This is a genomic window from Micromonospora sp. CA-240977 (genome assembly GCF_050942285.1).
Taxonomy (GTDB): domain Bacteria; phylum Actinomycetota; class Actinomycetes; order Mycobacteriales; family Micromonosporaceae; genus Micromonospora.
In genome coordinates, this window is the sequence record NZ_CP192055.1 from 2,928,634 (window position 1) to 2,953,845 (window position 25,212).

Below are 25,212 nucleotides of genomic sequence, written 5' to 3' on the forward strand. Positions count from 1 at the left end.
ATCAGGGGTAGACGCAAGCGGTACGGCGGGCGGCGAGCCGCTGGTCGGCGGCGAGCGGCAGGGCCTCGACGGTGCTGGAGCCGTCGGGGCGGGCCACCCGCACGTCGACTACGTCGGTCGGCGCGCCACCGCCGAGACAGGCGACCGCGGCCACCGGGATCTCGGCAGGGGGTCCGGGTTGCACGGACAGGCGGTCGAGCTTCCAGACGAGGTCGAACGGCGGGGCGGCCATGCCGGTCATTCCGATCTGGTGCCAGCGGCGCTCCGCCGGCAGCGCGGGGTCGTCCGCGTAGTAGGCGGCAAAGCCGACGATCTCCACGTGCGTGCCGGTCGCGCTCAGCCGCCACCCACCCGGGCCGGCCACATCGGGGGCGATCGCGAGGGCGATCGCGGCCGGCCCGGGTCGGTCGCCCTTGCAGCGGGACGGTTCGAGGCCCGTGGGCGGGTTGCCGTGTACCACCCCGGAGGCGATCAGCCCACCGTCGGCCAGGGTGAACCAACGGATGTCGGGGGTCTGGGAGGTGGAGTCGGTGATCCGCTCACCCAGGCAGTAGCCGGTGAGCCCGACCACGCAGCCGGGCGGGATGGTGTAGAGGATGCCCTGGTCGCGGCGGGGCTCGCTCCGGACATGCACGCCACTGCCGTACGTGACGGCGGTGAAGGCGGCATCCGTGGGGGGCGCCGGGCAGGCTGTGGTGGTCGTCGTGCCAGCGGCCGCCGTCGCCCCCTTGACCGCCCACTTCAGCTGGTTCATCGGCACCACGGCGGCCGTACCGGCGAGACCGGCGACCGTCAGCGCCGCGAGCGCCAGTCGCCGTCGGAGTTTCCGGTGCCGCAGGCGGCCCGCGGGCCGGGCGTGGGTCGGTCCGGCTGCGCCGCTGGTGCCGGTTGGCTCACCCGTAGCCGGGGCGGGTGGATCCCCGGCAGTCACAGTGGATGGTGACTCTGCGAGGGGCGTGGCGATCGGTTCGGCCGGTGTCGGGTCGGGTGTTTCTGCCCTCGCCGGGTCGCCTGGTGCGCTGGCCGAACTGGCGGGCCGCAGTTCCTCGTCCAGGTCGAGCCAACGCTGCCTCCACTGGGCGGTGTCCCCGCCGCAGGCCCCGACGTACGCGAGCAGCACGTCCAGGCTGGGTTGCCGGATTCCGCTGGCAGCGGCGGAGAGGGTCGAGGCGCTATAGCCGGCGATCTCGGCCAGTCGCCGGTAAGTGGGGTTGCCCGCTTCGACACGTAACTTCCGTAGCTCGTGGGCGAAGGACGACAACGGTCCAGCCGTCGGATCTACGGGCCGCTCGTGCCGAGCCATGCCGCTCCCTTGTCCCAGTAGCGCCCTGGAGCGGAGGTGCCGCAGCACAGGACTCATGTTCCCTGGTAAGTCGTCCAAAGTGGGGAATTATATTGAATGCCTCGGGCGGCAGACGACGGCTACCAGTGTGTGCGGGGGTGGCGTGGGACCGGCAGTGGGCGCTCAGCCGTTGACCGTCGCCGGGTGCGGCCCGACACGCAGGTCCCGCTCCAGCGAGCTGATCGCATCGACCGCTGCGGCGCTCACGTCGAAGTCGAAGACGTCGATGTTCTCCTTGATCCGGTCCGGGTTGACCGACTTCGGTATGACGATCCGGCCCGGCTGGAGGTGCCGGCGGAGGAGCACCTGTCCGCCGGTGCGGCCGTTGCGGCACCGTCAGTCCCCGCTCCCCAGCGCCTTCGCGTATTTCAACGTGCCGTTCGCGACGTGAGCCAGATGCGCGCTGCCCTCACCATCGAAGACGAGGGAAGGCCATCCGCCGCCGACATCCACGTCTTCGATGGAGTACTCAGACAGGCCGGTCCTCGTCGCGAACTGGAGTCGCCCACCGGAGCCGTAAGCGACGCAGAACCTGGACTGATGACTTACTTGAACCGAAGACCGTCCGTCGCTGTCAATATCAGCCGCCAGGCGCTCGAGTACGGGCGATTCCGGGAAGTTCCCGAAGATGCAGAGGTTGAGAGTGCGGGTGCGGCGCTCGTAGAAGGAGACGCCACCCTCGCCGGTGATCGCATGGGCCAACCCCGGAATTTCTCCAATGGCGATGTCGTCGCCGTGCAGGGGCTCAACCTGCCAGTGTTGGCCTTCGTCTCCCGGTCCGGCTCATGCCGCGATCCGCGCTGTGCCGGCGAGATCCGGGCTTGTCAAGCTGTGAGACGACGCCGCACTGACGTCGGTCCGGAGTGCGCTGCAGCAGCGGCAGCAGTCACACCAGCCGGTTCCGGCCGGGCAAACAAGCCCGTCAGCAGAGCCCCTGTGTAGGGGCGCGACAGTCGACGTGCAGTCGGACCTGACCGAGGACTGTCTAGTCGCGAGGGTGCCAGCCGTCGACGTGACGCACTGGCGGAGGTGGAGCACTACTCGCACTTGCTGTTGTCGAGCGAGGTCGGGCAACCAATGCTTTTCAAGGCCCAGCTGATGCAGCGCTACCGTCGCCTCGTCCATCGCTTTCGACCATTGACCAGCGATCTGTCGACGTGCGCGGCCCAGACGGAGGTTGTCCGGGCTATCGGGAGCGGTACGCTTTGATGCTTGTTGGGACGAGCCCTGCCGATTCCGTGACGGTGGTCCGTGCATCTCCGGAGACCGGTACCAAAGTCGCCTTATTGGGCGGCACGACGATCAGGTCCCCGATCGGGATTATACGGTCGGCCTGCTGACGTTCGTCGCCCTTTGGCTCGGTCCAAATGATGTACACCAGCCGAACACTCATCGGCTCGCTGCCGTCATTGCGCACCGACAAGGTGGTGAACGGGCTGCCGCGGTGAAGTACCCGGCCGGACTCGTCCATCGGGATGACGACTGGCTCGACCAGGGTAGCCGGGGCCTCGACGGGTTCCGTGGCGCGGACGGACACAGCCACGTCCTCGGCTAGTTGGGCGCCATCGCCGCTGAAGACCAGCACGTCCAGGCCGCCGCCCGGCGGAACGACCAGCCGGCCCTGGTCGCTGCCGTAGACCGTGGTGACCTTGACCGTGGGTAGCGGGTCCCGATTGGCGTCGAGTGCCGTGAACTCCAATGTCGGGGCAAGCACGCGGGCGCTGTCGTTGAAGATGGTGAGCACCTGGTTCATGTATCCGTCATCGCTGGTGGCCGAGAACTGGAACCGCAGCGCGGCGGAGGGGGCAGGTCGAGCGATGAGCCCGCAGCCAGCGACGAGCAGCGTGGTTAGGAGTCCAGCGACCATCCCGAAGGACGCTGCTGCCTGTGCTCGTACGCGTGGACGTGTCATAGTCGGGAGAGGGATCGGCACCGCAGCAGGATACGGCGGATGCTTCGGCCTTCTCACCCCGGTGACGACGCTCCACGACAGTGCTCGGAACCTGCCGCTCGCGCAAGCGGGGCGGCTTCGAAGCAGGGCGACGGTCAACGTCTGCGAACGACACGTCAGCCCGTTACGTCAGCGCACCAGCCACCAACGGCGCTGATTGAGACCGTACCCGTCATCAGCGCTGCCCCGCACGTGCTGTTCGACCTGGAACTTCATGTCGACATAGGCGCTGCAACCTCGATGCCGTTACGAGTAGTGGCAATCCCGGCGCTCGTCGCCCCGAATCTACGGCGTCTGTTGAAGTAGCGGGCGGCCCAAAATTAGGTCCGCGGCGGAACCATACGACAGTGGGGCGTGAGCGATCGCGGGAGGCGTCCGGATCTGCGGCGAAGCAGCCTCGCGCCGGGGAATGCAGCTGTCCGCCAGTGGCGACCTAAACTAATGCAGCGTTACATCGCATGGTGGTGATCAGCATGATCGCGGTAGCGCCAAACTGCCCCCGATGCGTACGCGCCTGCGCCCGGCCCGGCATCGCGGCGAGCGGTAGAAGAATGTTCGCGCCCGAAGGTTTGCGCAGCTCAGCCCCATGTCGGACCTAAGGTCGGCACACAAGGTCGGACCGCAGGTCGGCATTCCCAGCCGCTGCGCGCTGGGGGAGTCTGAGCGCACGGAGTGATGATATGGGATTCGTGAGCCTTGCGGGTTCCGTAGAGGCTCACCTCTCGACCGTCGGTTGAGAGCGCGACTGGATCGGGTGCTCCCGCACGGATTGATCGTTGCAAGCACGGAGCTGCCGCGAGTCATAGCGGCTCGAATAGTCGGAGGGGACTTCATGAGCGTCAGAGCGATGAACAGCGAAAAGCCTGCGCCGGGCAATGGTCGATCAGCTGGCGGCTGATCATGCCGACAAGGGCTTGTCGTTGCGGCCGCAGGTGGAGGCGGCGATGCGGACGGTATCTCGCGAGCTGTTCACGCCGGGCCTTCCCCTGGGGGAGGCGTACGAGAACAGGGCGGTCATCACGAAGCGGCGCGGTGAGGAGAACATCAGCTCGGTGTCGGCGCCCTTCCTCATCGCGGAGATGCTCGGCCAGGCGGCCGTCGCGCTGGGAGGCCTCCGCGGCCGTGATGTGCTGGAGGTCGGTAGCGGCGGCTACAACGCCTCGCTGCTGCGGGAGCTTGTTGGCGCGGCCGGTTCGGTGACCACGGTGGACATCGACCCAGACGTGACGGACCGAGCAGTCGCGTGTCTCAAGGCGGCGGGCTACGACGACGTCAGGTTGTGTGCGCCGATGCTGAGCATCCTGTCGATCCTGGCCGCCGCTACGACCTGATCAGACGTAGGCGGCGAACCCGTTGCGGTACGGGAAGATAGAGCCTTCACCGTTGGCGCGTTTACCGACCATCAGGCCGCGTCCTGCCGCTCGATTTGGGTCTGGATGTACTCATCGATCCATTCCGGCAGGCTGCGGCGGTACTTGCCGTCCTTGATCGAGCGCAGTTCCCCGGTGGCGATCTTCATCTTCACTTTGGACAAGCCGTAGCCGAGGATCGCGGCGACCTCGGCGGGGGAGTGCCACTTGGGCTCGATGGGGACCGGACTTCTGTTGACGTGGTGCCTCCTTCGGTATGGCCTCACGGGCGCGGCTTTCGCCGGTGGACCGACTGACAGGGGGTGATGCGGGTGACGAGCGGTGCGGCCCGCAGCTGGCGGGAGCTGCGTAGGGTGACTCGGTGAGCACTGATGAAGATCGTGAGCGACTCGCCGAACAGCTCGTGGCGCTCCCGGTCCATGAAATCGTGGATGTCATGCGGAGGGTCTTGCCGCACTACACCGAGGACGAGAGCGGTCTTCGATCGGTGTTGCTCCTGGCTACCGCGACCACTGACGAGGACGCCCCAGACGTGCGTGACCTTGCGCTCGTCGTATGGCCTGACCGGGACTACTACGACGCTGGCCTCGGAGCCGACCAGGGGCTTTGGAACGAAGGCAGATGTGCGAAGTGCAATACGACCGTCACCTCGAACGCCAAGCGGGGGTACTGCCCGGTCTGCGGCTCCAGGTGTGGCCTTACCTGAGTCATCGGATGGCAGCCCGTCCGTTGTTATCACTGTGGAATTGTCAAAGAACGGCGTCCAGGCGGACTGTGGTTGACACGTATGTGTCAAGCGGTCAGGGATCGGGTGGCGGGGCGGTGGTCCGCCAGCTCGTCGGCCAGGGCGTCGAGGCCGGCTCGGTGTCGGGCGCGGGCCATGGCGGCGGCGGTGCGTTCGACTTCGCTGCGCCGGTAGCGCCGGAGCGAGGTCTTCGACGCCTGCCTCGCCGACATCGACCCCCTGGTCGGACCTGCTTGCGCGATCGCATGGCAGCGGCCACCCATCACCAAGAGCGCCGGGATGCTGCTCGGCGACTTCGGCCCTCGCGGAATCAACGCCATCGTCGCGCGCATGGAGTGCGCGATCATCTACCGCTTCGGACTGCGCCGCCTGATGTGGCACCGGTGGGTACTGCTCAGGCATAGTCACCGGGCCTGCCTGCCCGAGACATCTTCCAACGCCGTCGAGTAGGTCGCGACGAGGCCGTTGTGGTCGGGCACCGCAGCGTGCCGGGTGCGCTGCAAGATCTGCCGCTCGGCGTGCTGCAACGGAGACCGGCCGCCTCCGGCCGGTAGAGCGCGGGCCGGCGGTGGCCGCCGAACTGCGGGCGCAGGCGCTGCAACGGAGACCTGCCCCTTCAGTCATCGCGGGTGCGTCTTATCCATGAGCGGCGCGGCGACGTGGTACGACTGCTTCAGCGACAGACCGACGAAGCGGGCGGGCGGGTGACGACGAATAGAGTGGCAAATCTGCTGCGCGGGCGTGAGAGTCCGCAGCGGCCGACCTTCCTGGAACTGTTCTTCGATCTCGTGTTCGTCTTCGCGCTCACCCGGATCGTGCACGAGTTGGTGCTGGACTACACCAGGGGTCACGTCGCGGAGAGGTTAACCACTTCCCTTGCGGAAAACGGCGAGACTCTGCTGCTACTCTTGGCCGTCTGGTGGATTTGGACCCAGACGGCATGGGTGACCAGCAGATTCGATCCGTTCCAGCCGGCAATCCAGTTCGTTGTCCTCGCGACGATGTACGGGAGCCTGCTCCTGGCGGTCGCGATTTCGGGAGCTCTCGCCGAGACTGGCCTGCTCTTCGCGAGCACGTACGTCGCGATCCAGGTAGGCCGCACCCTCTTCTTCGTGTTCATCGTGCGGGGTCACAGTCTGCGTCGCGTCAACATGCTGGCACTCATCTGGTTCGGTGTGTCGGCAGTGCCGTGGCTCGCCGGGGCCTTCGCACCCGAGGTGACGCGTAATTCACTGTGGACGTTGGCCCTGGCGATCGACTACCTGGGGGCCAGATTCGGCTGGCCGGTCCCGGGGCTGGGCCGCTCACGGGGATCCCCGTGGGCCGTCGCGGGCGAGCACCTGGCCGAACGCTACTGGCAACTCGTCATCGTCGCGCTTGGTGAGACGATCCTGACCTCCGGGTCGAGTCTTCTCCGCGGTCCGATCGTGGCTGAACGAACATTGGCCCTTACCTTGTCGTTCCTCACCACGGTGTTGCTGTGGCGGATCTACTTCTACCGAGCCGGCCAGATCTTGGGCGAGGCCATCGCGGCATCCGCCGACCCCGGGCGGGTCGGTCGGTTGGCCGAGTTCTCCCACCTGCTCATGGTGTCCGGCATCCTTGCCACCTCCGCCGGTTCCGAACTCGTCCTCATAGATCCATCCGGAGACGCCAAACCTGCCTGGGTCGGCGCCATCCTCGGTGGGCCTGCGCTCTTCCTCGCCGGGCGCTCGATATTTGAGTATGTGGCCTTCGCCCGGGTGTCCCGGACACGGCCGATCGGGATCCTTGTCCTCGCGGCCATGGCGCCGGTGATGGTCGGCCTGCCGCCACTTGGGGTCGCCGTAGCAGCTATCGCCGTCCTGCTCGGCGTCGCCGTCTCGGACACGATTCGCGCCCACGGACGCCCACTCGAGCAGGCCTCGCCGCCACGCTGACGCGTATCCGGTCCCTAACCGATCAAAGTCGACTAGCTAGATGAGTAACGACCTCGTGCACGGTTGCGAGTCCTTGAGCATCGATGTTCGTTGTTGGCATCATGGTTGGTGCTGCGATCATGTTGAACCCTCGGATGACAGGTCTGTCTCGGCAGGTGATAGCGGGCCTGGTCGCGGAGTTGGGACCGCGGTGGCAGGCCCGCCACCGTGATCGGCTCGCGACGCGAACGCGTTGCCGCGGCGTTGGCGCGGGTGCGAAGCATCGGTTCGGGTTCGCCGACCGGTTGCTGGCCACGCTGGTGCACCTGCGGCACGGGTTGACCCATGACGTGGTAGCAGCCTGGTTCGGGGTGCACCGCTCGACGGTCACCCGCAGCGTCGCCGAGGTGCGGCCGCTGCTGGCTGAGCGGGGTTGCCGGGTGCAGGATGGAGTCCGGCTGCGCACTCTCGCCGACGTGGTCGGGTATCTGGGCCAGCACCCGCGAGCGTTGATGGACGCCACCGAGGTGCGGGTCCGCCGACCGGTCGAGGGCCGGGCGGGTAGGGACCGGTTCGTATCCGGCAAAGCCCGGTTGAATACGATGAAGGCGCTGGTGATCTGCGATCCGGCTGGTCGGCTGCTGTTCTGCGGCGAGACTCGGCCGGGCTCGATGCACGACCTCACCCAGGCGCGGACCGCCGGCCTTGTCGACCTCCTGCTCCACGCGCCCCTCGGGGTTCAGGTCCTCGCCGACGCCGGCTACCAGGGCTTGGGCGCCGACACCGCCGGCGTGGTCATCACACCGAAGCCCAAGCCGCGCAAACACCAGAAGTCACTGCCGCCGAGCGTCACCGCCGCGCACGACGCGGCCCGCAAACGGCACTCGTCGCAACGGATCCGCGTCGAGCATGTCATCGGACACCTGAAGAACTGGCGGATCCTGGCCCGCTACCACGGCCGACGCGAACACTTCGACGCCACCATCCGCGCGATCGCCGGCCTGCTATCCGACCACCAACACACCGACCGGACCGAGAACACCACCAAGCCGATCAAGGCCCTACCAGCCGCACCTCATCGCCGATGAGGTGACTGACCCTCCCGGCAACCGTGCACGAGGTCGTAAGGCCAGCCCGATTACGGCACAGCAACCGATCAGCGCATGAAACACGGCGAATGTCTTCGGGGTCTTGATGATAATCCCTATGGCTGCCGCCGCCACGGGTCCCGTGCTGTGCGGCGGGACAAGCCGAAATACGCGGCCAGGCTACCGGGCCATCGATTCCGCCGTCGCGTTCGGAGGGAGACTGTTCGACACGCCCGTCGCTCGTGAGCTCTCGGCCGTTCCGGGCCGGTCGATTCGTGTACCCGCTCCGAAACATATGGCTGACGTGAGATCGGTCAGTTCCGCGGTTGGGTGGCGGGCGGCTTCTGGTGCGCCGCGAGGATCGTGTCGAGCAGCATTGGGAACCGGGCGTCGAGGTCCTCGCGGCGCAGCGACAGCAGCAGTGTCCGGCCGGACGCGCGCTGGTTGATCACGCCACTTTCGCGCAGCACCCGCCAGTGGTGGGTGAGCGTCGACTTGGACACTCCCTCGACGATGGCGCCGCAGGGATGCTCGCCGCCGCTGGCGAGAACCTGGAGCACTGTCATCCGCAGCGGGTTGCCGAGGGCGGCCAGGACGTCCTCGAGCCGGATCTGCTCACGGGTGGGGTGATGAGGTTCAAGCACATTTGAAAGTGTACGCGGACAATCGAAGTGACGAACTCCGCGTAGCCAGGTTTGACAAGCGGCATGGACTGATAGTACGACTGTCCACGTACAATCAGTCGATTCGAGGGAGCCTCATGTCCATCACCGCAGCACCGCCCCGGCGGCTCGGTCAGATCCTGCTGCTGCTCGGGTTCGCGCAGCTGATCATCACCATCGACTTCAACATCGTCTACGTGGCTCTGCCGGAGATCGGTGACGCTCTCGGCTTCACCTCGCAGAACCTGCAGTGGGTGATCAGCGCGTATGCCGTGGCCTTCGGTGGTCTGCTCGTGCTCGGTGGCCGCGCTGCCGACCTGCTCGGCCGGCGACGGATGTTCGTGCTGGCGCTGAGCATCTATGGGGTCTCGTCGCTGGTCGGCGGCCTCGCCCCGAACGACGGCGTCATGATCGGCGTCCGCGCGGTGCAGGGTCTCGGCGGCGCGCTGCTGTTCCCCGCGACGCTGGCCCTGGTGAACACGCTGTTCCAGGAGGGCAAGGAGCGCAACCGTGCGCTGGCGGTCTGGAGTGCCTGTGGTGCGAGCGGTCTGTGCGTCGGTTCTCTCCTCGGCGGTGTGCTGACGAGTGCCTTCGGCTGGGCCGCGGTGTTCTTCGTCAACGTCCCGCTCGCCGGTGGCGCCGCCCTACTCGCTCTCGCGCTGATCCCGCGCGACGGTGCCCGCGAGCACGGCCGGACCTTCGACCTGCCCGGCGCCATCACCGCCACCGCCGGCATCACCCTGGTCGTCTTCGTCCTGGTCCAGGGCCCCGAGTCCGGCTGGGCCTCGCCCGAGATCCTCGGCTGCGTTCTCGCCGTCGTCGTCCTGCTCTCGGCCTTCGCCGTGATCGAGGGCCGCAGCGCCGACCCGCTGATGCCGCTGCGCCTGTTCAACAACCGCAGCCTCAGCACGGCGATGGCGATCGCGCTGGTCTTCGGCGCAACCTATAGCACCGTGCCGTACTTCCTAACCGTCTTCTTCCAGAGCATCCACGATTATAACGCCCTGCAGACCGGCCTGGTCTTCCTGGTACCGGCCGCGCTGATCGCGGTCGGAACCCAGATCAGCGGCCGGATGGCTGGCAAAGTGAGCCTGCGGATCATTCTCATCCTCGGTATGTCGATCGGCATCGTCGGCACCGCCGTGCTCGCCGCCGGGATGAACTCCGGTGGTTCCTTCCTCCAGGTGCTTCCCGGTGTCGCGCTCTACGGCATCGGTCAGGGCATCACCTGGACTGGCATGTGGATCGCGGCAGCGTCCGGTGTGGCGGGCAACGAGCAGGGTGTCGCATCCGCGATGACTTCGACGGCCATGCAGGTCGGCACCGCTGTCGGCCTCGCCGTGCTGGTCGCCGTCGCCAACAACGGCACCCGTGGTCTGACCGGCGACGCGTTCCAGGACAAGCTGGGCGACGGGCTGCAGTTGGCGGTCTACCTCGCGGCGGCCGGGATCGTGCTCGGCATCCTGGCCAGCTTCGCGTTCGCCAAGCCGGCCGTGGTGGCTGAGGACGAGCTCGAGCTCGAGCTCGAGCCCGTGACAGCCGGCAGCAAGGACTGACATGGCGGATGACTTCGACGTAATTGTGGTGGGAGCCGGCCCTGTCGGCTCCCTGCTCACCGCCGAGCTGGCGTTACAAGGCGTCCGGGTCGGTCTGCTCGAGGCGTTGTCCGCGCCCACCGGCAAGTCAAAGGCGGGGACCCTGCACGCTCGCACCGCTCAGGTTCTCGAGCGGCGCGGGCTGCTGGACCTGGTCGCGCTGAACCAGTCAGGTGGCGGCGCGGTGCCTTTCCACTTCGCCGGTATGTTCGACCTAGACCTGTCGAGGGTCGTCGACGAGGGCCCGGCGATCGTGGGCAGCCCGCAGGCGTACGCCGAGCAGATCTTCGCCGAACGAGCCGTGGCGCTGGGGGCCGAAGTCTTCCGGGGCGAGGAGGTCCTCAGCCTCACCGATCACGGTGACCGCGTGTCGGTGCAGACGGCGGAGGGCTGCTTCACCGCGGGGTACGTCGTCGGTTGTGACGGTCCGCGCAGCGCCGTCCGTAAGAGTGCCGAGATCGCCTTCACCGGCACCGAGGCGGCTGTGGCCGCGATGCTGGGGGAGGTGCGGCTTCTCGATCCGTACAACGCTCCGCAGGGCTGGCAGCGCAACTCCCGTGGCTGGACGATGGTCTCGGCGTCGCCCTGCGGGCCGAGCCGGATCTTCACCTACGACTTCCGGGGCCCGCATGAGAACCGTGACGAGCCGCTGACGCTGGAGGAGTTCAGCGAGACCGTCGACTACCTCGCCGGTCGTCATGTGCCGATGACCGACGGGGGCTGGCTGGCCAGGTTCGGCGATGCGGCGTTGCAGGCCGAGCAGTACCGCAGGGGCAACGTGTTCCTGGCCGGCGACGCGGCGCACGTGCACTTCCCGGCAGGTGGCCAGGGCGTCAATCTCGGCTTGCAGGATGCGCTGAACCTGGGCTGGAAACTGGCCGCGGCAGTGCATGGCTGGGCGCCACCCGGCCTGCTGGACAGTTACCACTCCGAACGCCACCCGATCGGCGCGAGGGTGCTGTACAACGTGCGGGCTCAGGTTGCGCTGATGCAGCCCGACCCCCGGATCGATTGGTTACGTGAGCTGTTCCGCGAGTTGATGGGGCTGGACCAGGTGAACGAGTTCCTGAGCCGGATGATCAGCGGCATGGACGTCGCCTACGACGTGGGCTGTCCGGACGCGCCACTTGCCGGCCAGTTGGCGCCGGACCTGCGGCTCAAGACGGATGACGGGATCACCAGCGTGGCCCGGCTCCAGCACGCGGGAAAGGCGTTCCTGCTGGATCTCGCCGGCTGTGCCGATCTGGGGGCGGTGGCAGCCGGGCGGCCGGAGCAGTTGACCGTGGTGACGGCAACCGCCGAGTCATCGATCGGGACCGACGCCCTGCTGGTGCGGCCCGACGGGTATGTGGCCTGGAGCGCGCGTGGTCGCGACGACGATCCCATCACCCTCGACCGCGCGATCACCCGCTGGTTCGGGACGGCTGGATAAGACGGCGACACAAGACCGCAACCACCCGGTACGACGACCCGCGCGCTGGGGTCGTCGTACCGGGTGGTTCTGGTCATCCGGCCAGTTGGCCGCCGTCGTACGACATCACGTGGCGAAACAGTTCCACCTGGCCGCGGGCGTCCAGTTTCCCGAACACGTGTCGCAGGCGGGTGTCGACTGTGTGCGGGGAGATCGCCAGGCGACTGGCGACCCGCCCGATTGGTCAATCCCTACGCGACCAGACGCGCTACGCGTAACTCGGCCGATGTCAGACGTGCCCGGCGGCTCGGCTCATCCGACTCGGTAGTCAACGTTTGCGGGTGCTGACCCAGATACCCGACCACGTCGGCGAGTGTGCGCGGCAGGACTCCGTCGTGCACCCCGCAACCCCGCTCGGCCAGCAGCGGCCGCGCCTCGGCGACGCTGCGGGTGACCGTCGAGCGCGTGCACCCCGAACCAGGCACGCCATGGGTCAACCGTGGCGCAGGTGCACCAGCGTTGCCAGCAACCGGTCGGCGAACCCGAACCGAAGCTTTGCACCCGCGCCGACGCCACGGCGACGCGTCCGCGTCGCCAGTCGATTACGGTGGCGGGTCTGCCATCATGGTCCCAGCTCCGCGACCACGCCCGCTATCACCTGCTGAGACAGACCTGTCATCCGAGGGTTCATCATGATCGCAGCACCAACCATGATGCGAACAGCGATCATCGATGCTCAAGGACTCGCAATCGTGCACGAGGTCGTAAGTCCTGACGTAGGCGATCCATCGCCATGATCGACAACCTCGCCAAACGCCTCACCACGGAAACCACCCCAACCTGGCGAGACGATTAAACCGGCACAACACACAAGGTGCGTGGATCAGACGGCCTCTTACCGGGAGGCCGTCCTATGTCGGCACGAACTCCCCGCCACATGCCTCCAACCAGGCCCATGACGTCGAAAAGCCCGAAGGTCCGTAGCTGCTGGTTCGCACTCGCGGCAAGGAGGCGTCCACCCGTGCGAACAGTCCCGAACAGATCCGAACACCTCGATGCCTTGCGAACCCAGGCGACCCCGGGTTGAGTAAATCAGCATGAAACGAACCCTTGCTGTAATCGCGGTCATCCTCGCCGTCCTCGTGGGAGCACAGGGCCAAGCTCTGGCTGCGGATTTCGCGAAACCCTTCGAGGATGACACGGGCTCTGTCACCTCCGGAAGCGGCGGCGATAGCTGCTCAGAAACCTGGGCCATCACCCCCGTCGCCGGATATGTTTTGAGAGGCAAAGGCTGCTTCACCAAAAATGGCGACGTCTGGCGCATCCAAGACGCGTTCCCGGACGGTACCCAAACTTTCGTCTACTGGGAGAACTGGCTCTTGTCCGGCGACGGGCCGGGAGCCCAGTGGAAGCCCTACCGATATGGTGAGTGCTCCAACAGTTCGGGCTCCGACACTTGGGCCAGATGCAACAAGGATTACTACGAGTCATCCAGTACCAACATCTACGGCGGCAAGGGTAGCAGAATTCGCTTCCAAACCTGCCGACGAGTCCCCGCGGACAACGTATGCAGCCCCGAGAGCATCGAGGCCGCGCCATGGATCAACAACAACGGCTAATCCAATGCCGCTCAGCTAAGAGCGAGTGTCAGATGAAGTGTGTAAGGCCTGGTCCTGAGCGAGAATGACTCAACCATCTTCTGAGATGGGGCGCCGCCGGTCCTTCGACCGGCGGCGCGCCATCTCGCTGTCACTCTTCGTCATCGGCCGGCGGCACCACCGGCATCGACCTCGATCGTACGGAGGCTGGGCGTTCTCTCGGTCATGCGTGCCCGAGGCCCCAATACTCCAACGTCACTTGATCTGCCGGCTGGCTTACTCGGCTAGCTCATGAAGAAGATCATGGCCGCGAGGCTCGCCCCCATGGTCAGGTGCTCCCAACGGAGCAGGTCCGTGATCGGTCGATTGCGCAGCCGGACGAGTGCGGCCGCCATCCAGCAGAGGTAAGCCGCCGTGGCGGCGCGTAGCAACACGAGCGCCGCGTCATGGCCGGTGACGATGCCGTGGTCCATCCGGGGCCCGGCGGCCATGTGGTGGATAGCCATCGACCCGCCGTGTTGATGCATCAGCACGGCGAGCGCCATGAGCACGGCCCCGGCCGTACGGTGCCACTCCACCTCCGGGCCGGGCTCGGTCGGACCGCTGGTGACGAGTGCCACCGCGAAGGCGAGGAGCAGCAGCGTGCCCGCGTACTGCACAACCGGTGCGGCGTCGAGGGTCACCGCGACCATGACAGCCACCATCGCACCCGCGAGCATCCGGGCCCTGCGGGACGCGCCCGCCCGCGGCACGACGCAGCAGCAGGCCGACACCGCGGCCGACCCGAGCATGATCATCTCGAGCGTCAGGACGTCACCGCCGGCGTAACGCCGGGGCGTGACCATTGGGCGGTGGGGCGGCCGTTGAGCCGCCACGGGTGACCACTGACCCGCGGCCAACCTTGGGGTGAGTTTTCCCAGTTCTCTTGCCGGCCGTACACGGTGAGGTCCAAGGCGTGGTAGCTGGTCGTCAACGCCTCCACGCCCCGCCCGGTGGTCCAGTAGGTTTCGTAGACCTGGTCGCCGTCGCGCAGGTAGCAGGCGATGAACCCGAATTCGCGACCGTCGGCCAGAGCCGGGTCGGAGTCTTTCGCCGAATACCAGGGGAACGGGTAGCCCATGAACTCCGCGAACGGGGCACTTTCGTCGTAGGGGCCCTGGCAGAACACGGCGTAGGTGACGTCCCGGGCGTGCAGGTAGTCCAGCATCTGCATGTGACAGGTCGAGAAGGTGCACCCCTCACACTGATCCCCGTACGGTTTGCCGTCGTGCCACATGTGGAAGTAGGCGATGAGCATCCGGCGGCCCTCGAAAACCTCCACCAGCGGGGTGTCCCCGCCGGGGCCCTGGACCGTCACCGTCGGCATCAAGGTCATCGGCAGCTGACGACGAGCGGCTGCGATCGCGTCTCCTTCGCGGGTATGGGCCTTCTCCCGGACCAGCAGTTCGTTGCGCTCGCGCAGCCAGGTCTCCCGGTCGACGACCGGGGGCGTGGCTGCGCTGGACGCGGGGGTTGCCGTCATGGCTGTCTCCTTCGTGGGGTGGGGATTGGTCACAGGTACAGACGACCGAGTCGGCGATCGTCATCGGTGACCGATGACGGATGGGGTCCGCGGTCGTCAGTACGGTTGTGAGGACCACTCAGCCCCGGGGAGATCACATGTCCGACTCGCCTGACGAGCAGGCGGTCTGGCTGCAGCGCGCCTTCGACGAGCACCGGCGCGAGCTACACGTGCACTGCTACCGCCTCGCAGGGAACGTCACCGACGCGGACGACCTGGTGCAGGAGGCCTTCCTGCGTGCCTGGCGGGCTCGCGACCGCTTCGAGGGTCGGGCGTCGGCGCGCACCTGGTTCTACCGGATCGCCACGAACGTCTTCCTCGACAGCCGTAAGGCGGCCGGTCACCGGACGGTTCCGTATGGTGACCCCCTGGAGTGGTCCACCGAGCTCGGTCCCTATCCAGACGCCCTGTTGGCCGACGATCCGCAGACCGGTCTCGCCGCCCGGGAGACCGTCGAGCTGGCCCTGATCGCAGCGCTCATGTACCTGCCGCCGCGGCAGCGGGCGGCCTTCGTGCTGCGCGACGTCTACGGCTGGACGCCGCAGGAGATCGCCGGCGCGCTCGACACCGCCGTAGCGGCCGTCAACAGCCTCCTCCAGCGGGCCCGCCACACCCTCCGGCGGCGCGCTCCGTCGGACCCACAGGACTGGCGCCGCCCGCAGCTCACCAGCGAGGACGAAGAGATCCTGCGCCGCTACGCCAACGCGAGGGACCCGGAGACGGTCCGGGCACTGCTCGCCGAGGACGTACGGATCACGATGCCGCCCGAGCCGCCGGTCGTCGGGATCGACGCGGCCGCGGAGTTCCTCGGCCGACCGCTCGACTGGCGTACCTTCCCCACCTCGGCCAACGGGCGCCCGGCACTGATCAACTATCTCCGCCGGCCCGGCAGCCCGCACTATGAGGCGCTGGTCGTCGACGTACTCCGGATCGAGAACGGGAAGATCGTAGAGAGCAACGCCTTCATCGGTGCCCGTCACGTCGCCGCCTTCAGCATGCCCGCCACGCTCGAGCCCTAGACGAGTAAGTCTCAAGCTAAGTGGCCGAGTCTGCGCTGGTAGTGGGATCGCCGGGCTCGGGCTTGGGATGTTCGTCGCCAGGTGGACCAGTGCAGGGTGTGGGCTGGGGTAGTGGCAGGGCGAGGACGAAGGCGTTGAGGAGTCGGCGGATCTCGGCGTCGGTCAACGCGATGATCTCCGGGTCGGGGTCGGGCTGCTGCGCGGTGGTGGCGGCGAGGATGGTCAAAACGGCCAGGGCGAGCATGGCCAGGGTGATGAACCGGTGCCAGCCGGTCCAGCCGCGGACCTGGTAGTGGTCAAGGAAGACCTGGCCTTTGCCGGTTTGGAACAACTCCTCGACGCTCCAGCGGGATCCGGCGACGGTCACGAGGGTGTGCAGCGGCACCAGGCGGGGTGACCAGCACAGGTAGAAGGCCAGCTCGCCGGTGGTTCGGTTGCGGCGGATGAGCAGCCCACCGGTGCTCACCGGGGCCGGTGGCGGTGGTGACCCAGGCCCACAGATAGTCGCGGGGACCTTTCGCTCCCGGTCCGCAGCTGTGCTGCTGCCACTCGGCGGTGGGTATCCGGTCGGCGAGGTCGTCGACGCGGATCAAAGTGCGGCCGTCGTTGACGTGCACGCGTCGGTCGCAGCCGACGGCCAGGACGTAGCCGATCCCGCGGTGTTCCAGGTCAGCGCGCAGGCCGGGGTCGGCGCCGTAAACCTCGTCGCCAGTCACCCACCCGACCGGGACACCGGCGTCCAGCGCAGCGGCGATCATCTGCCGGGCCAGGGCAGGCTTCGTAGCGAACCCGACGTCGTCCGGGACGCCGGCGGCGGTGAGACGGTCGGGGCGATCGCACCAGGATGTCTCGGGTAGGTAGAGCCGGCGATCGATCATCGCCCGCCCCGCCGGTGACACGTAGGCCAGGAACACCCCGACCTGGCTGTTCTCGACCCGGCCGGCGGTGCCCGTCTACTGCCGCTGCACCCCGGCCGAGCACACGCCCTTCTTCAGGAAGCCGGTCTCGTCGGTGACCAGCACAGCCTCGGGGTGGCCAAGCTGCTCGATCAGCCAATCACGCACGTCATCGCGGACGGCGTCGGCGTCCCACACCGCCGTACGCAGCAGCCGCTGCATCGCCTGCGGATCGTCGTGACCCGCCCGTTCGGCCAACGACCAGCAGGTCTTACGTTCCACGCCCGACAGCAGCCCTTCCACGAACTGCCCGGCGGTCCGACGGGGCTCCGCCCGCACGAACCGGTCCGCGACACGTGTCACCGCCTCGTCCAGGATGACCCGCCACCCGGTCGGGTCTACGCTGTGGCACACGGCCACCGCACGATCTTCGGTTGTCCTCACAAACCATCGATGATCAACGCGGTGGCTGTCCCCATGCCCGCGCCACGCCCAACGCCGAAGCCAAGTGACGTTGGAGTACTAACCGGCGGGTAGACGTGACGACGAGCCTGAAGAATGGCCTGGTGTTGTCGCTTCGCGACCCTCGTGGACGCGCGCGACTTCGATTCGGTCGCCGCCGGCCCGCTGGCCGAGGGGGTACGGCTCGAACCGGGCAGCGAGTTGTTCGGCGCCAACGTGAGCGCCGACGAGGTACGCGCCCTGCTCGACCGCTTCCCGGAGTCAGAGCGTGGACGGACCATCACCGCCGCCCGAGTCTCGACCTCACCCGGGGCTGCTTAGGCGTCCTCATCTCGACCGTCTCACCAGTTCAGACTGGTTCAGGAGGTTCCGCGCCCTGCTGAGCGTGGCCTTGGCAGTGGCCAGCCAGTAGGGCGAATGAATTTCGGTCCAGATGGCCACCGCCACCTCGGCACGGCGTTGGGCGAGGTCCGGTCTTCCGGCCGACAACTGAGCTTCGGCCAGGCAGTGCAACGCGGCCGCCTCCCCCCAGCGGTTCGCCGCGGCACGGTAGACCCAGAGGCATTCGGCCAGCACGCGCCGGCCCTCGACCTCCTTGCCCTGTTTGACGAGGACGTCACCGAGCCAGCACCTGGCGTGCGTCGCGCTCAACTGGTCGCCCAGCGACAGGCTGATCCGCTCGGCGGTGCGGTAGTGCCGTTCGGCGGCGGTGTAGTCGCCGCGCAGTCGGCTGACCTGCCCGAGGCAGCGCCACGCCTGCGCCTTCCCCGGCAGGTAGCCGATGGCCTCGCTGCGCCGCAGGCTCTCGTCGAACACCGCCACCGCTTCGTCGCGGCGTCCCTGCTCCATCAGCGTGACACCAAGGCCGGTCGTCGCGTAGATCAGGCAGTTGTCATTGCCGGCGGCTTCCGCGAGGTAGATGGCCCTGACGAAATGTTCCTCCGCTTCGGCGTACCTGCTCTGCAAACGGTAGAGGTAGGCCAACCCAGCCGAGGTGCTGGCGATGCGCGCCTTGTCGGAGGGATCAAGCATCTCGATTGCCGCGCGGTAGTGGCGTTCCGCTGCCGGGTAGTCGTCCACGATCGTCGACAGTTCACCCAGGTTGCGCCGCAGGCTGGCCCCGACCGGGCCACCAGCCACCGACCCCATCGCGCGGCTGTGCAGGTGCAGCCAGTCGTCGAAGTAGCCCGACAGCTGCATGAATGGCGCAAGGGCCACGATCAGGCCAGCTGCCGGAAGCGGCACGGACGAAAGCATGTCCTCGGCGAGCGTCTTGAGAAAACCGTACTCGTCCCGGAACCAGGCAAGCGGGTCGTCCAGCACCGCGTCACGTGTCTGGACGCTGAACGACCAGGGCGGGGCAGCGAACGGCACCTCGTCGAAGTCCGTGTTGACCCGGATGCCGGCGGCGCACGCCAGGCCCAACGCCCCGCCGAGCATCCGCAGCCTCGCCCGCTCCGTCTGGACCGGCGTGAGGATCTGCGCCGCCTTGTCCCGCGCGAACGCGGCGACCAGGTCGTGCATCCGGTAGCGCGGTGCGGCGTTGTCGGTGTAGCGCACAAACAGCAGATGCAACTCCGTCAGATCGTCGAGGAGCTTCGTCGCGTCGGCCGGCGAGGTGTCCATCAGGGCCGCGAGTGCCCACGGGGCGACATCGACTGTGTCGATCTGTGCCAGATAGGACAGCGCCTCCTGCTGGTTTCTGGACAGCGCCGCATACGTCAGCTCGATGCTGGCACGTACCGCCACATCGCCCACCGTCAGCTCATCAAGCTTTCGATGCTCGTCGGCGAGGGCTCTGGCCAGAGCGCCCAGAGGCATGTCCGGGCGAGCGGCCAGGCGGGCCCCGGCGATCCATACGGCCAGCGGAAGCCGGTCGCAGCGGTTGACGATCTGGAACGCGGAGGGTTGTTCCCGGGCGACCCGCTCCTCACCGATCATGCGTTTGACCATCTCCAACGCTTCCGGCTCGCTGAGCAGTCTCAGCGGCACCCGAAAGCCGTCCAGCCCGGCTAGGACGCTCCGGCTGGTGACGATGGTGGCGGTCTTCGGCCCCGAGGCGATGAGAGCCTGGACATCCCGGCCCGCGGCGGCGTTGTCGAGAACGATGAGCACGCTTCGCTGGGCGAGCAGGCTGCGGTAGAGGTTGATGCGCTCTTCGAGCGCGGCGGGCACGGAGTGGCTGCTGACGCCGAGGGTGCGGAGGAAGACACCGAGAACGTGCCAGGAGACGCCCGACTGGGGGTGCGGGCCACGCAGATCGGCGAACAGTTGTCCGTCCGGAAAATGCTCGACGGCCAGTTGCGCCAGCCGGACCGCGAGGGTCGTCTTTCCCACCCCGGCCGGGCCGGTGATCACTACCGTACGCGCGCTCTGCCCGTCGGCGCGCAGAATGTGCCCGGCTCGGGTTAGTTCCGCCTTCCGCCCCACAAACGAGGTCGGCCCACTCGGCAGCAGATACGGTGTGACCAGGTCTGCCCTGGCGGGGGCGGCACCGGCAGCGGCGGCGGTCTCCCCCGCGACCTCCAGCTGAGCCAGCTGACGACGCAGGCGTACCCATTCGGCCACCTCGTCCGGCGGCAGTTCACACGCCTCCGCGATGGCGATCACGATGTCCAGGGACGGCAGTGTCGGTCGAGCGAGCGCCGAAGCCAGGGTGCTCGCGGGCACGATCCGCCCTCTCTCCCGGGCCAGACGGGTCAGATCCCGGAAGGAGCGCCCCGACCACGCTTTCAGCTGGCGGAGCGCTGCCACATATTCCTCTGCGGTGGTCGTCGTGCTGGGTACCGGTGCTGGATGTGGCACGGTGCGGAGTGTAACTGGCTCCGCAGCCCATTCGGAGTGGATCTTCCGTTCAGGGGTCTGCAGTGGATGTCGCCAGATGGCGGATGAGGGTTAGTCATGCGTATCTGCGTCGCCTGCCGTGCGGACCAGCGCACCGTTGTTCGTATCGGCAGTTGGGGCGTGCCGCACGGTACTCCCGGGCACCAGGTCAACTACCGGTGGAGCAGCCTGTCCGCATGTCCCTTGTGTGGAGCCGGCCTTCTCGTGCACTTCGATCATGATTGTTTCCACCAGCCCTGGGAGGAGCCGTGGGACATGGACTGGTCGTGGCCGGTCGGCGTTGACGGAGTTCAACAGTTGCACGCTGCTCTTGCCCAGTGTCCGGATCCGCTGCATCCGGCGTGCGAGTGCCCTGTGCACCGGTCGTTGCGGGACAGCATCGAGAGGCCACCGTCGCTTGAGGTTCCGGTGACGGTTGTACTGACCGAGGAAGGGCTGCCGCAGGTTCGGTCAGCACGCATGCCGTGAGAGCGGGGCGGTCAGACCCGGCGGGATTCTGTGAGTGCCCCCCCGAAAACCCCGTCCAGTCGTTGACGAAGGGTGACAAGGAGGATGAGCGCCTGGCGGTGTCTCTGCAGCTCAGTGAACACTTTCGGCAGGCAATGGCAAGCTTGGTCCGACTACTGCCGGTAACAAGGGGTCGTCGGTTCGAATCCGGACGACCTGATCAGATCCACTGGATGACTTCGCCCGCTGACTCCAGCGTGCCATCACGACGAGGGGTGCTACCACGACAAGAGGAGGATCGCGGCATGGGCGCCTGGCAGATCAAGCGGCGCAAGCGCCATGACGTCCCTGGCACCGGGCAACGAAGTTGAGAGCATCGGCGTATCGTTTCCATGGGTGGTGCGCCCGCCTGCGCTCATGGATAGCAGCCCACGCCTGGCCATCTGATTCGAGCCAAGAGTCCACGACTCAGCGCGGTGTTCACCTGCCTTGGCAGGGTCTTGTCATGCTGCCGGTCCATGCAGGGCGTGGGACTGCTCCGGAGGCATCATGAATGATCAACATCCGCGACGGGCACCACGGCCCGGCCGGGCTCGGAAGCGGGCAATCCGTGCACAGGCCGCACAGACTGGTGTCGCCTACTCCGTCGCAGCACGCCAGTTGGAGGCCGTCGGCCTACAGCCGGGCGAGACGGTCGCGAGCTACGGGCGGACAATCTATCCCGGCATTGATGATCCACACCGACGGCGCGTCGTGGAGCTCCGCGAACGACGTACCTTCGCGGAGCGGCTGGCTGACACCCGGCGGGCCTCGATCCTCCCCGAAGGCCGGGCCCAACACGTGGTTGAGCGGTTTCCGCCGACCCGTGGCCTTCCGGGGTCGAGGGTGGGTCCGCTCTACCACGGCGAGGGCCGGCAGGAGTTGCTGTCCATGCTTTACCTGGCCGTGACGGTGGAGTCGCCGGGCCTGGTGCCCGAGGTCGGCGACCTCGCATGGATCGCTGAGATGGGCGAGGAGACGGCGCTCGACATGGCTTGTGCGGAGCTGGACAGGCAAGCACGGTCTCTGCTCGAACGGGATCCTGCAGACCTGTGGCCGCTGCTGGAACGGTCACTGCGATCGAGCCGGAACGGCGCGGACTGGCGCCTGCGGCAGATCGCCACTCGTCTGGCGCCCCTGGCGCAGACGATGTGGGCGCCAGGCGAGGGAGCGGACGGCGAGCCGTACGTCGACGAGCCGCCCTTCAACGGCGTCCGGCAGATCCTGGACGCCGTGTTGATGATCGCGGATGACGGTCATGCCCCCGGGACACGGGTACGGGTGCTAGCCAGCTCGCACGAGGGCAGGGTCGCCACGATCGTGGAGGCGGTCTGGGGAGCGCCGGCCCCGCCGGTCGCGTACCACGTCCAGATCGACGGATCGGCCACCACGCTGACGGTGAGGACCGACGAACTGATCGTCCTCGCCGGCCAGGAATCCTTGCCACGCTGATCCTCGTAGCCACGAGGGCCCGGCTGCTGCGTAGCCGGGCCCTCGCAGCTGGTGGAAAGACGATGGTGTCGTCGATCCGGTTGAGGAACTCAGGCCGGAAGTGTTGCTTCGGCCGATGGTCACGGCGGGTACGTCGTGCGCTGATCGTCCCTGTCGAAGGACCCGGAAACCTGTCTCGCTGCCACGCGCCATTCCCAGACAGAAGCGAATCGTCCAGGGTTCGAGTTCGAATGAACATTCCCGGCGGCCTGCCGCGAGCCTAGCGTCGGAAGCCGCCGTGCAGGGGATCCGCCCGCTCGGTTCCCGCACGGCACGGAGACGATGTGGTCAACGAGATCGGCCGGACGGCGCTGCCCCCGCGCGTCGAGCCCGAGGTGAAGACGCGAGCGGACGGCGTCGTCCTGCGTGTGCAGCGCGACGGACGAACCGTCCTCGACGAGGTCCGGCTGGGAATCCGCGTCGGTGGCGTCGACCTGGACGTCGGGTCGGTCCTCCTGCGCTCCCGTCATCGCGAGATCACCGACGAGTGGATCGCCCGGTCCGGCAAGGCGACGGGAACCCACCGGTACGCGCATCGTGAGACGGTCCACGAGCTGCGCCACGCGAGTGGGCTCGAGTGGCAGATCCACGTCCGGGCCAGCGTGGACGGGGTGGCCGTCCGCTACGTGCTCGCCCGCCTGGAGGGCCACGGCCGGCTCCACGCCGACCGCACCCGGCTCACCGTCGAGGCCAACGCCCGCGTGTGGGCACTCGATTACCAGACCTGGTACGAGACGCCGCGCTTCGGTGCTGACGCCGCCGAGCTGCCGCCGGGCGCCTACGGGTTCCCGCTGCTCGTCCGCTCGCCCAGGGCGGGGGAGTATCTCCTGCTCACCGAGGCGGCGATCGACGGCCGTTTCAGCGGTGCCCACGCCGAGATCCGCGATGACGGCGAGGCGCGGTTCGCACTGGCCGACGAGTCGATCGAGATCACGCGTGGTCCGGTGACCCCTTGGCGGGTGTTTATGATCGGCGACCTCGCCGCGATCGTCGAGAGCCGCTTCGTCGACGAACTGGCGCCCGCACCCGACCCGTCGGCGGACACGCGGTGGGTACGTCCGGGGCGCGCCGCCTGGTCGTGGTGGTCGGACTTCTACTCCGGTGCCCAACTGCACCGGCAGCGACACTTCGTCGATATCGCCGCGCGTTTCGGCTGGGAGCACCTCCTCATCGACTGCGGCTGGGACGAGACGTGGGTTCCCGAGATCGTGGCCTACGCGAGTCGCCGTGGTGTCCAGGTGCACCTGTGGGCGGTCTGGCACGACCTCGACGGGCCGGAGAATCTGGCGAAGCTCGCCCTGTGGCGGTCCTGGGGGGTCGCTGGCATCAAGGTCGACTTCATGGAGTCCGAGTCGAAGGAACGCTACCGCTGGTACGACACGATCCTCGCCGAGACCGCCCGGCTCGGTCTGCACGTGAACTTTCACGGTTCGGTCATCCCGCGCGGGTGGGCGCGGACCTGGCCGCAGGTCATCGGCTACGAAGCGATTCGCGGCAGCGAGTACTACGTCTTCTACCAGGGCACGCCCCTGACCGCCGCGCACAACGTGATCCAGCCGTTCACCCGCAACGTGGTCGGGGCGATGGACTACACACCTGTCGCGTTCGGCGCGCCGGGGCGGACCACGAGCGACGGTCACGAGCTGGCGCTCAGCGTGGCCTTCGAGTGCGGCATCACCCATTTCGCCGACGACGTCGACGCCTACCTCGCCAGGGCGGACGCCGCGCGGTTCCTCGCGGAACTCGCGCCCGTCTGGGACCAGACAGTGCTGCTCGCCGGTGACCCCGACCACGAGGCCGTCATCGCCCGCCGATCTGGCGACCGCTGGTTCATCGGCGGCATCGCCACCGGGCCTGCGCGCCGTCTCACCATCCCGGTCGACCGGCTGGAGCTCGGGCCGGCCGACGCGTGGATCGTCGGCGACGACGCCGAGGGCGGCCTGGCCTCCCACCGGCGACCCGTCAACGACAAGCTGGTCGTCGACGTCGCGGACAACGGCGGCTTCGTCGCCATCGTCGCCGCCCGTGGGGCCCGGCTGCACCGGGCCGTCGAGCGGCCCGAACAGGCCGCCCCGCGGGTGGACCCGCCGGTCCAACTGCTCGCCCCGGACGGCGCGGCCATCCTGCTGACCGACGGACGCCTGCGGCTACCGCCCGGCTGGTCGGCGGAACACCTCGACGGTGACTGCTGGAAGGTCCGTGCGCCCGCCGCCCTGGCACCCGGTCGGGCCGGCGTGGTCACTGTCGAGACGCCGGGCGAGGACGGCGTCCCGATCGTGGCGCACGCCCGCCTGTTCCGACCCCTGACGTCCGGCTCCCATCGCCTGTCGGCGCTGACCATTGTCGCGTTCGAGAACGAGAGCGGCCCGATCGAACGCGACCAGAGCAACGGTGGCGGCAACCCGGGCGACGGCCGCCGCATGCGTATCGCGGGCACCGAGTTCGACGACGGGCTCGGCGCGTCCACGCCGTCGCGGATCGAGCTCTACCTGGGCGGTGCGGTCAGCCGCTTCACCGCCCGCATCGGCATCGACGACGAAACCCCCGGGACCGCCGCGCGGATGAGCGTGCACGCGGACGGGGTCGAGCTGTTCAGCGCCGACGTGCGCTCAGACGAACCTCCGCGCGACATCGACGTCGGCATCCCCGGCGCCGTCACGCTGAGCCTGCGCGCGGACACCCTGCCCGACCACCCGGAGCCGGCCCATGTTGATTGGGCGTCGGGCCGCCTCCACCTCCACCACGACACCGCCACCACCCCGGTCGAGCACTGACGCTCGACCACCCACCAAG

24 protein-coding genes and 1 pseudogene are annotated in these 25,212 nt (G+C 67.8%); 13 read left to right on the forward strand and 12 right to left on the reverse strand.

The features are described from left to right. Window position 1: 1 nt before the first annotated feature. From ACQPWW_RS13540 to ACQPWW_RS13555, 4 genes are all read right to left on the reverse strand, one after another. Complete coding sequence (locus ACQPWW_RS13540) at window positions 2-1,303, reverse strand: helix-turn-helix domain-containing protein (protein ID WP_433132580.1); 1,302 nt, start codon at window positions 1,301-1,303, stop codon at window positions 2-4. 162 nt (window positions 1,304-1,465) lie between these two features. After that, window positions 1,466-1,648, reverse strand: coding sequence for a hypothetical protein (locus ACQPWW_RS13545; protein ID WP_433132582.1), 183 nt, complete (start codon window positions 1,646-1,648; stop codon window positions 1,466-1,468). Between the two features lie 30 nt (window positions 1,649-1,678). Further along, complete coding sequence (locus ACQPWW_RS13550; RefSeq protein ID WP_433132584.1) at window positions 1,679-2,044, reverse strand: hypothetical protein; 366 nt, start codon at window positions 2,042-2,044, stop codon at window positions 1,679-1,681. Between the two features lie 484 nt (window positions 2,045-2,528). After that, a complete protein-coding gene (locus ACQPWW_RS13555; protein ID WP_433132586.1) occupies window positions 2,529-3,209 on the reverse strand; it encodes a hypothetical protein in 681 nt (226 codons plus the stop codon). 959 nt (window positions 3,210-4,168) lie between these two features. On the opposite strand from ACQPWW_RS13555, the gene ACQPWW_RS13560 reads away from it, so the two are divergent. Next, on the forward strand, window positions 4,169-4,624 hold the full coding sequence (locus tag ACQPWW_RS13560; RefSeq protein WP_433132588.1) for a hypothetical protein: 456 nt from the start codon (window positions 4,169-4,171) through the stop codon (window positions 4,622-4,624). A 71-nt stretch (window positions 4,625-4,695) separates the two neighbouring features. Here the strand turns inward: ACQPWW_RS13560 and ACQPWW_RS13565 are convergent, their stop codons facing one another. Continuing rightward, window positions 4,696-4,881, reverse strand: coding sequence for an excisionase family DNA-binding protein (locus tag ACQPWW_RS13565; protein ID WP_433134343.1), 186 nt, complete (start codon window positions 4,879-4,881; stop codon window positions 4,696-4,698). A gap of 143 nt (window positions 4,882-5,024) precedes the next feature. Here ACQPWW_RS13565 and ACQPWW_RS13570 point away from each other — a divergent pair, with 143 nt between their 5' ends. After that, window positions 5,025-5,369, forward strand: coding sequence for a hypothetical protein (locus ACQPWW_RS13570; protein WP_433132589.1), 345 nt, complete (start codon window positions 5,025-5,027; stop codon window positions 5,367-5,369). A gap of 86 nt (window positions 5,370-5,455) precedes the next feature. Here the strand turns inward: ACQPWW_RS13570 and ACQPWW_RS13575 are convergent, their stop codons facing one another. After that, complete coding sequence (locus ACQPWW_RS13575) at window positions 5,456-5,620, reverse strand: hypothetical protein (protein ID WP_433132591.1); 165 nt, start codon at window positions 5,618-5,620, stop codon at window positions 5,456-5,458. Between the two features lie 67 nt (window positions 5,621-5,687). Between ACQPWW_RS13575 and ACQPWW_RS13580 the strand changes: the two genes are divergently transcribed. The 3 genes from ACQPWW_RS13580 to ACQPWW_RS13590 all read left to right on the forward strand — a co-directional run bounded on the left by ACQPWW_RS13580 (window position 5,688) and on the right by ACQPWW_RS13590 (window position 8,394). After that, window positions 5,688-5,858: a hypothetical protein gene (locus tag ACQPWW_RS13580; protein ID WP_433132593.1), complete on the forward strand. Its 171-nt coding sequence runs from the start codon at window positions 5,688-5,690 to the stop codon at window positions 5,856-5,858. Window positions 5,859-6,127: 269 nt separating this feature from the next. Beyond that, window positions 6,128-7,327, forward strand: a complete 1,200-nt coding sequence (locus ACQPWW_RS13585; RefSeq protein WP_433132595.1) for a low temperature requirement protein A — start codon at window positions 6,128-6,130, stop codon at window positions 7,325-7,327. A gap of 284 nt (window positions 7,328-7,611) precedes the next feature. Then, complete coding sequence (locus ACQPWW_RS13590; protein WP_433132597.1) at window positions 7,612-8,394, forward strand: transposase family protein; 783 nt, start codon at window positions 7,612-7,614, stop codon at window positions 8,392-8,394. Between the two features lie 314 nt (window positions 8,395-8,708). Here the strand turns inward: ACQPWW_RS13590 and ACQPWW_RS13595 are convergent, their stop codons facing one another. Next, window positions 8,709-9,038, reverse strand: coding sequence for an ArsR/SmtB family transcription factor (locus ACQPWW_RS13595; RefSeq protein ID WP_433132599.1), 330 nt, complete (start codon window positions 9,036-9,038; stop codon window positions 8,709-8,711). Between the two features lie 116 nt (window positions 9,039-9,154). Between ACQPWW_RS13595 and ACQPWW_RS13600 the strand changes: the two genes are divergently transcribed. Then, window positions 9,155-10,612: an MFS transporter gene (locus tag ACQPWW_RS13600; RefSeq protein ID WP_433132601.1), complete on the forward strand. Its 1,458-nt coding sequence runs from the start codon at window positions 9,155-9,157 to the stop codon at window positions 10,610-10,612. Window position 10,613: 1 nt separating this feature from the next. Beyond that, window positions 10,614-12,083, forward strand: a complete 1,470-nt coding sequence (locus tag ACQPWW_RS13605; RefSeq protein WP_433132603.1) for an FAD-dependent monooxygenase — start codon at window positions 10,614-10,616, stop codon at window positions 12,081-12,083. A 73-nt stretch (window positions 12,084-12,156) separates the two neighbouring features. Here the strand turns inward: ACQPWW_RS13605 and ACQPWW_RS13610 are convergent, their stop codons facing one another. Further along, on the reverse strand, window positions 12,157-12,303 hold the full coding sequence (locus ACQPWW_RS13610; protein ID WP_433134345.1) for a LuxR C-terminal-related transcriptional regulator: 147 nt from the start codon (window positions 12,301-12,303) through the stop codon (window positions 12,157-12,159). Between the two features lie 856 nt (window positions 12,304-13,159). Here ACQPWW_RS13610 and ACQPWW_RS13615 point away from each other — a divergent pair. Next, window positions 13,160-13,681 carry a hypothetical protein gene (locus ACQPWW_RS13615; RefSeq protein WP_433132605.1) on the forward strand — a complete coding sequence of 174 codons (522 nt, stop codon included), beginning with the start codon at window positions 13,160-13,162 and terminating at the stop codon, window positions 13,679-13,681. 263 nt (window positions 13,682-13,944) lie between these two features. Here ACQPWW_RS13615 and ACQPWW_RS13620 read toward each other — a convergent pair whose 3' ends face one another. Then, the gene (locus tag ACQPWW_RS13620; RefSeq protein ID WP_433132607.1) at window positions 13,945-14,352 is read right to left on the reverse strand and encodes a hypothetical protein; all 408 of its coding nucleotides are present in this window, start codon (window positions 14,350-14,352) and stop codon (window positions 13,945-13,947) included. Here ACQPWW_RS13620 and ACQPWW_RS13625 point away from each other — a divergent pair. After that, complete coding sequence (locus tag ACQPWW_RS13625) at window positions 14,351-14,488, forward strand: hypothetical protein (RefSeq protein ID WP_192580493.1); 138 nt, start codon at window positions 14,351-14,353, stop codon at window positions 14,486-14,488. The genes ACQPWW_RS13620 and ACQPWW_RS13625 overlap by 2 nt on opposite strands. Here ACQPWW_RS13625 and ACQPWW_RS13630 read toward each other — a convergent pair. Next, window positions 14,466-15,182, reverse strand: a complete 717-nt coding sequence (locus tag ACQPWW_RS13630; protein WP_203119332.1) for a DUF899 family protein — start codon at window positions 15,180-15,182, stop codon at window positions 14,466-14,468. The genes ACQPWW_RS13625 and ACQPWW_RS13630 overlap by 23 nt on opposite strands. A gap of 137 nt (window positions 15,183-15,319) precedes the next feature. Here ACQPWW_RS13630 and ACQPWW_RS13635 point away from each other — a divergent pair, with 137 nt between their 5' ends. Next, the gene (locus tag ACQPWW_RS13635) at window positions 15,320-16,240 is read left to right on the forward strand and encodes an RNA polymerase subunit sigma-70 (protein ID WP_433132609.1); all 921 of its coding nucleotides are present in this window, start codon (window positions 15,320-15,322) and stop codon (window positions 16,238-16,240) included. An 11-nt stretch (window positions 16,241-16,251) separates the two neighbouring features. On the opposite strand, the pseudogene ACQPWW_RS13640 reads toward ACQPWW_RS13635, so the two are convergent. Then, a pseudogene (locus ACQPWW_RS13640) lies at window positions 16,252-17,550 on the reverse strand (IS701 family transposase). 174 nt (window positions 17,551-17,724) lie between these two features. Here ACQPWW_RS13640 and ACQPWW_RS13645 point away from each other — a divergent pair. After that, window positions 17,725-17,919: a hypothetical protein gene (locus tag ACQPWW_RS13645; RefSeq protein ID WP_433132611.1), complete on the forward strand. Its 195-nt coding sequence runs from the start codon at window positions 17,725-17,727 to the stop codon at window positions 17,917-17,919. A 6-nt stretch (window positions 17,920-17,925) separates the two neighbouring features. Here ACQPWW_RS13645 and ACQPWW_RS13650 read toward each other — a convergent pair whose 3' ends face one another. Further along, a complete protein-coding gene (locus tag ACQPWW_RS13650) occupies window positions 17,926-20,352 on the reverse strand; it encodes a tetratricopeptide repeat protein (protein ID WP_433132613.1) in 2,427 nt (808 codons plus the stop codon). Between the two features lie 1,197 nt (window positions 20,353-21,549). On the opposite strand from ACQPWW_RS13650, the gene ACQPWW_RS13655 reads away from it, so the two are divergent. Together ACQPWW_RS13655 and ACQPWW_RS13660 are read left to right on the forward strand one after the other, a co-directional pair. After that, window positions 21,550-22,380 (forward strand): hypothetical protein, encoded by an 831-nt coding sequence (locus tag ACQPWW_RS13655; RefSeq protein ID WP_433132615.1) that lies wholly within the window; start codon window positions 21,550-21,552, stop codon window positions 22,378-22,380. 323 nt (window positions 22,381-22,703) lie between these two features. Continuing rightward, a complete protein-coding gene (locus ACQPWW_RS13660) occupies window positions 22,704-25,193 on the forward strand; it encodes a glycoside hydrolase family 97 catalytic domain-containing protein (protein ID WP_433132617.1) in 2,490 nt (829 codons plus the stop codon). The last annotated feature ends 19 nt before the right edge of the window (window positions 25,194-25,212 follow it).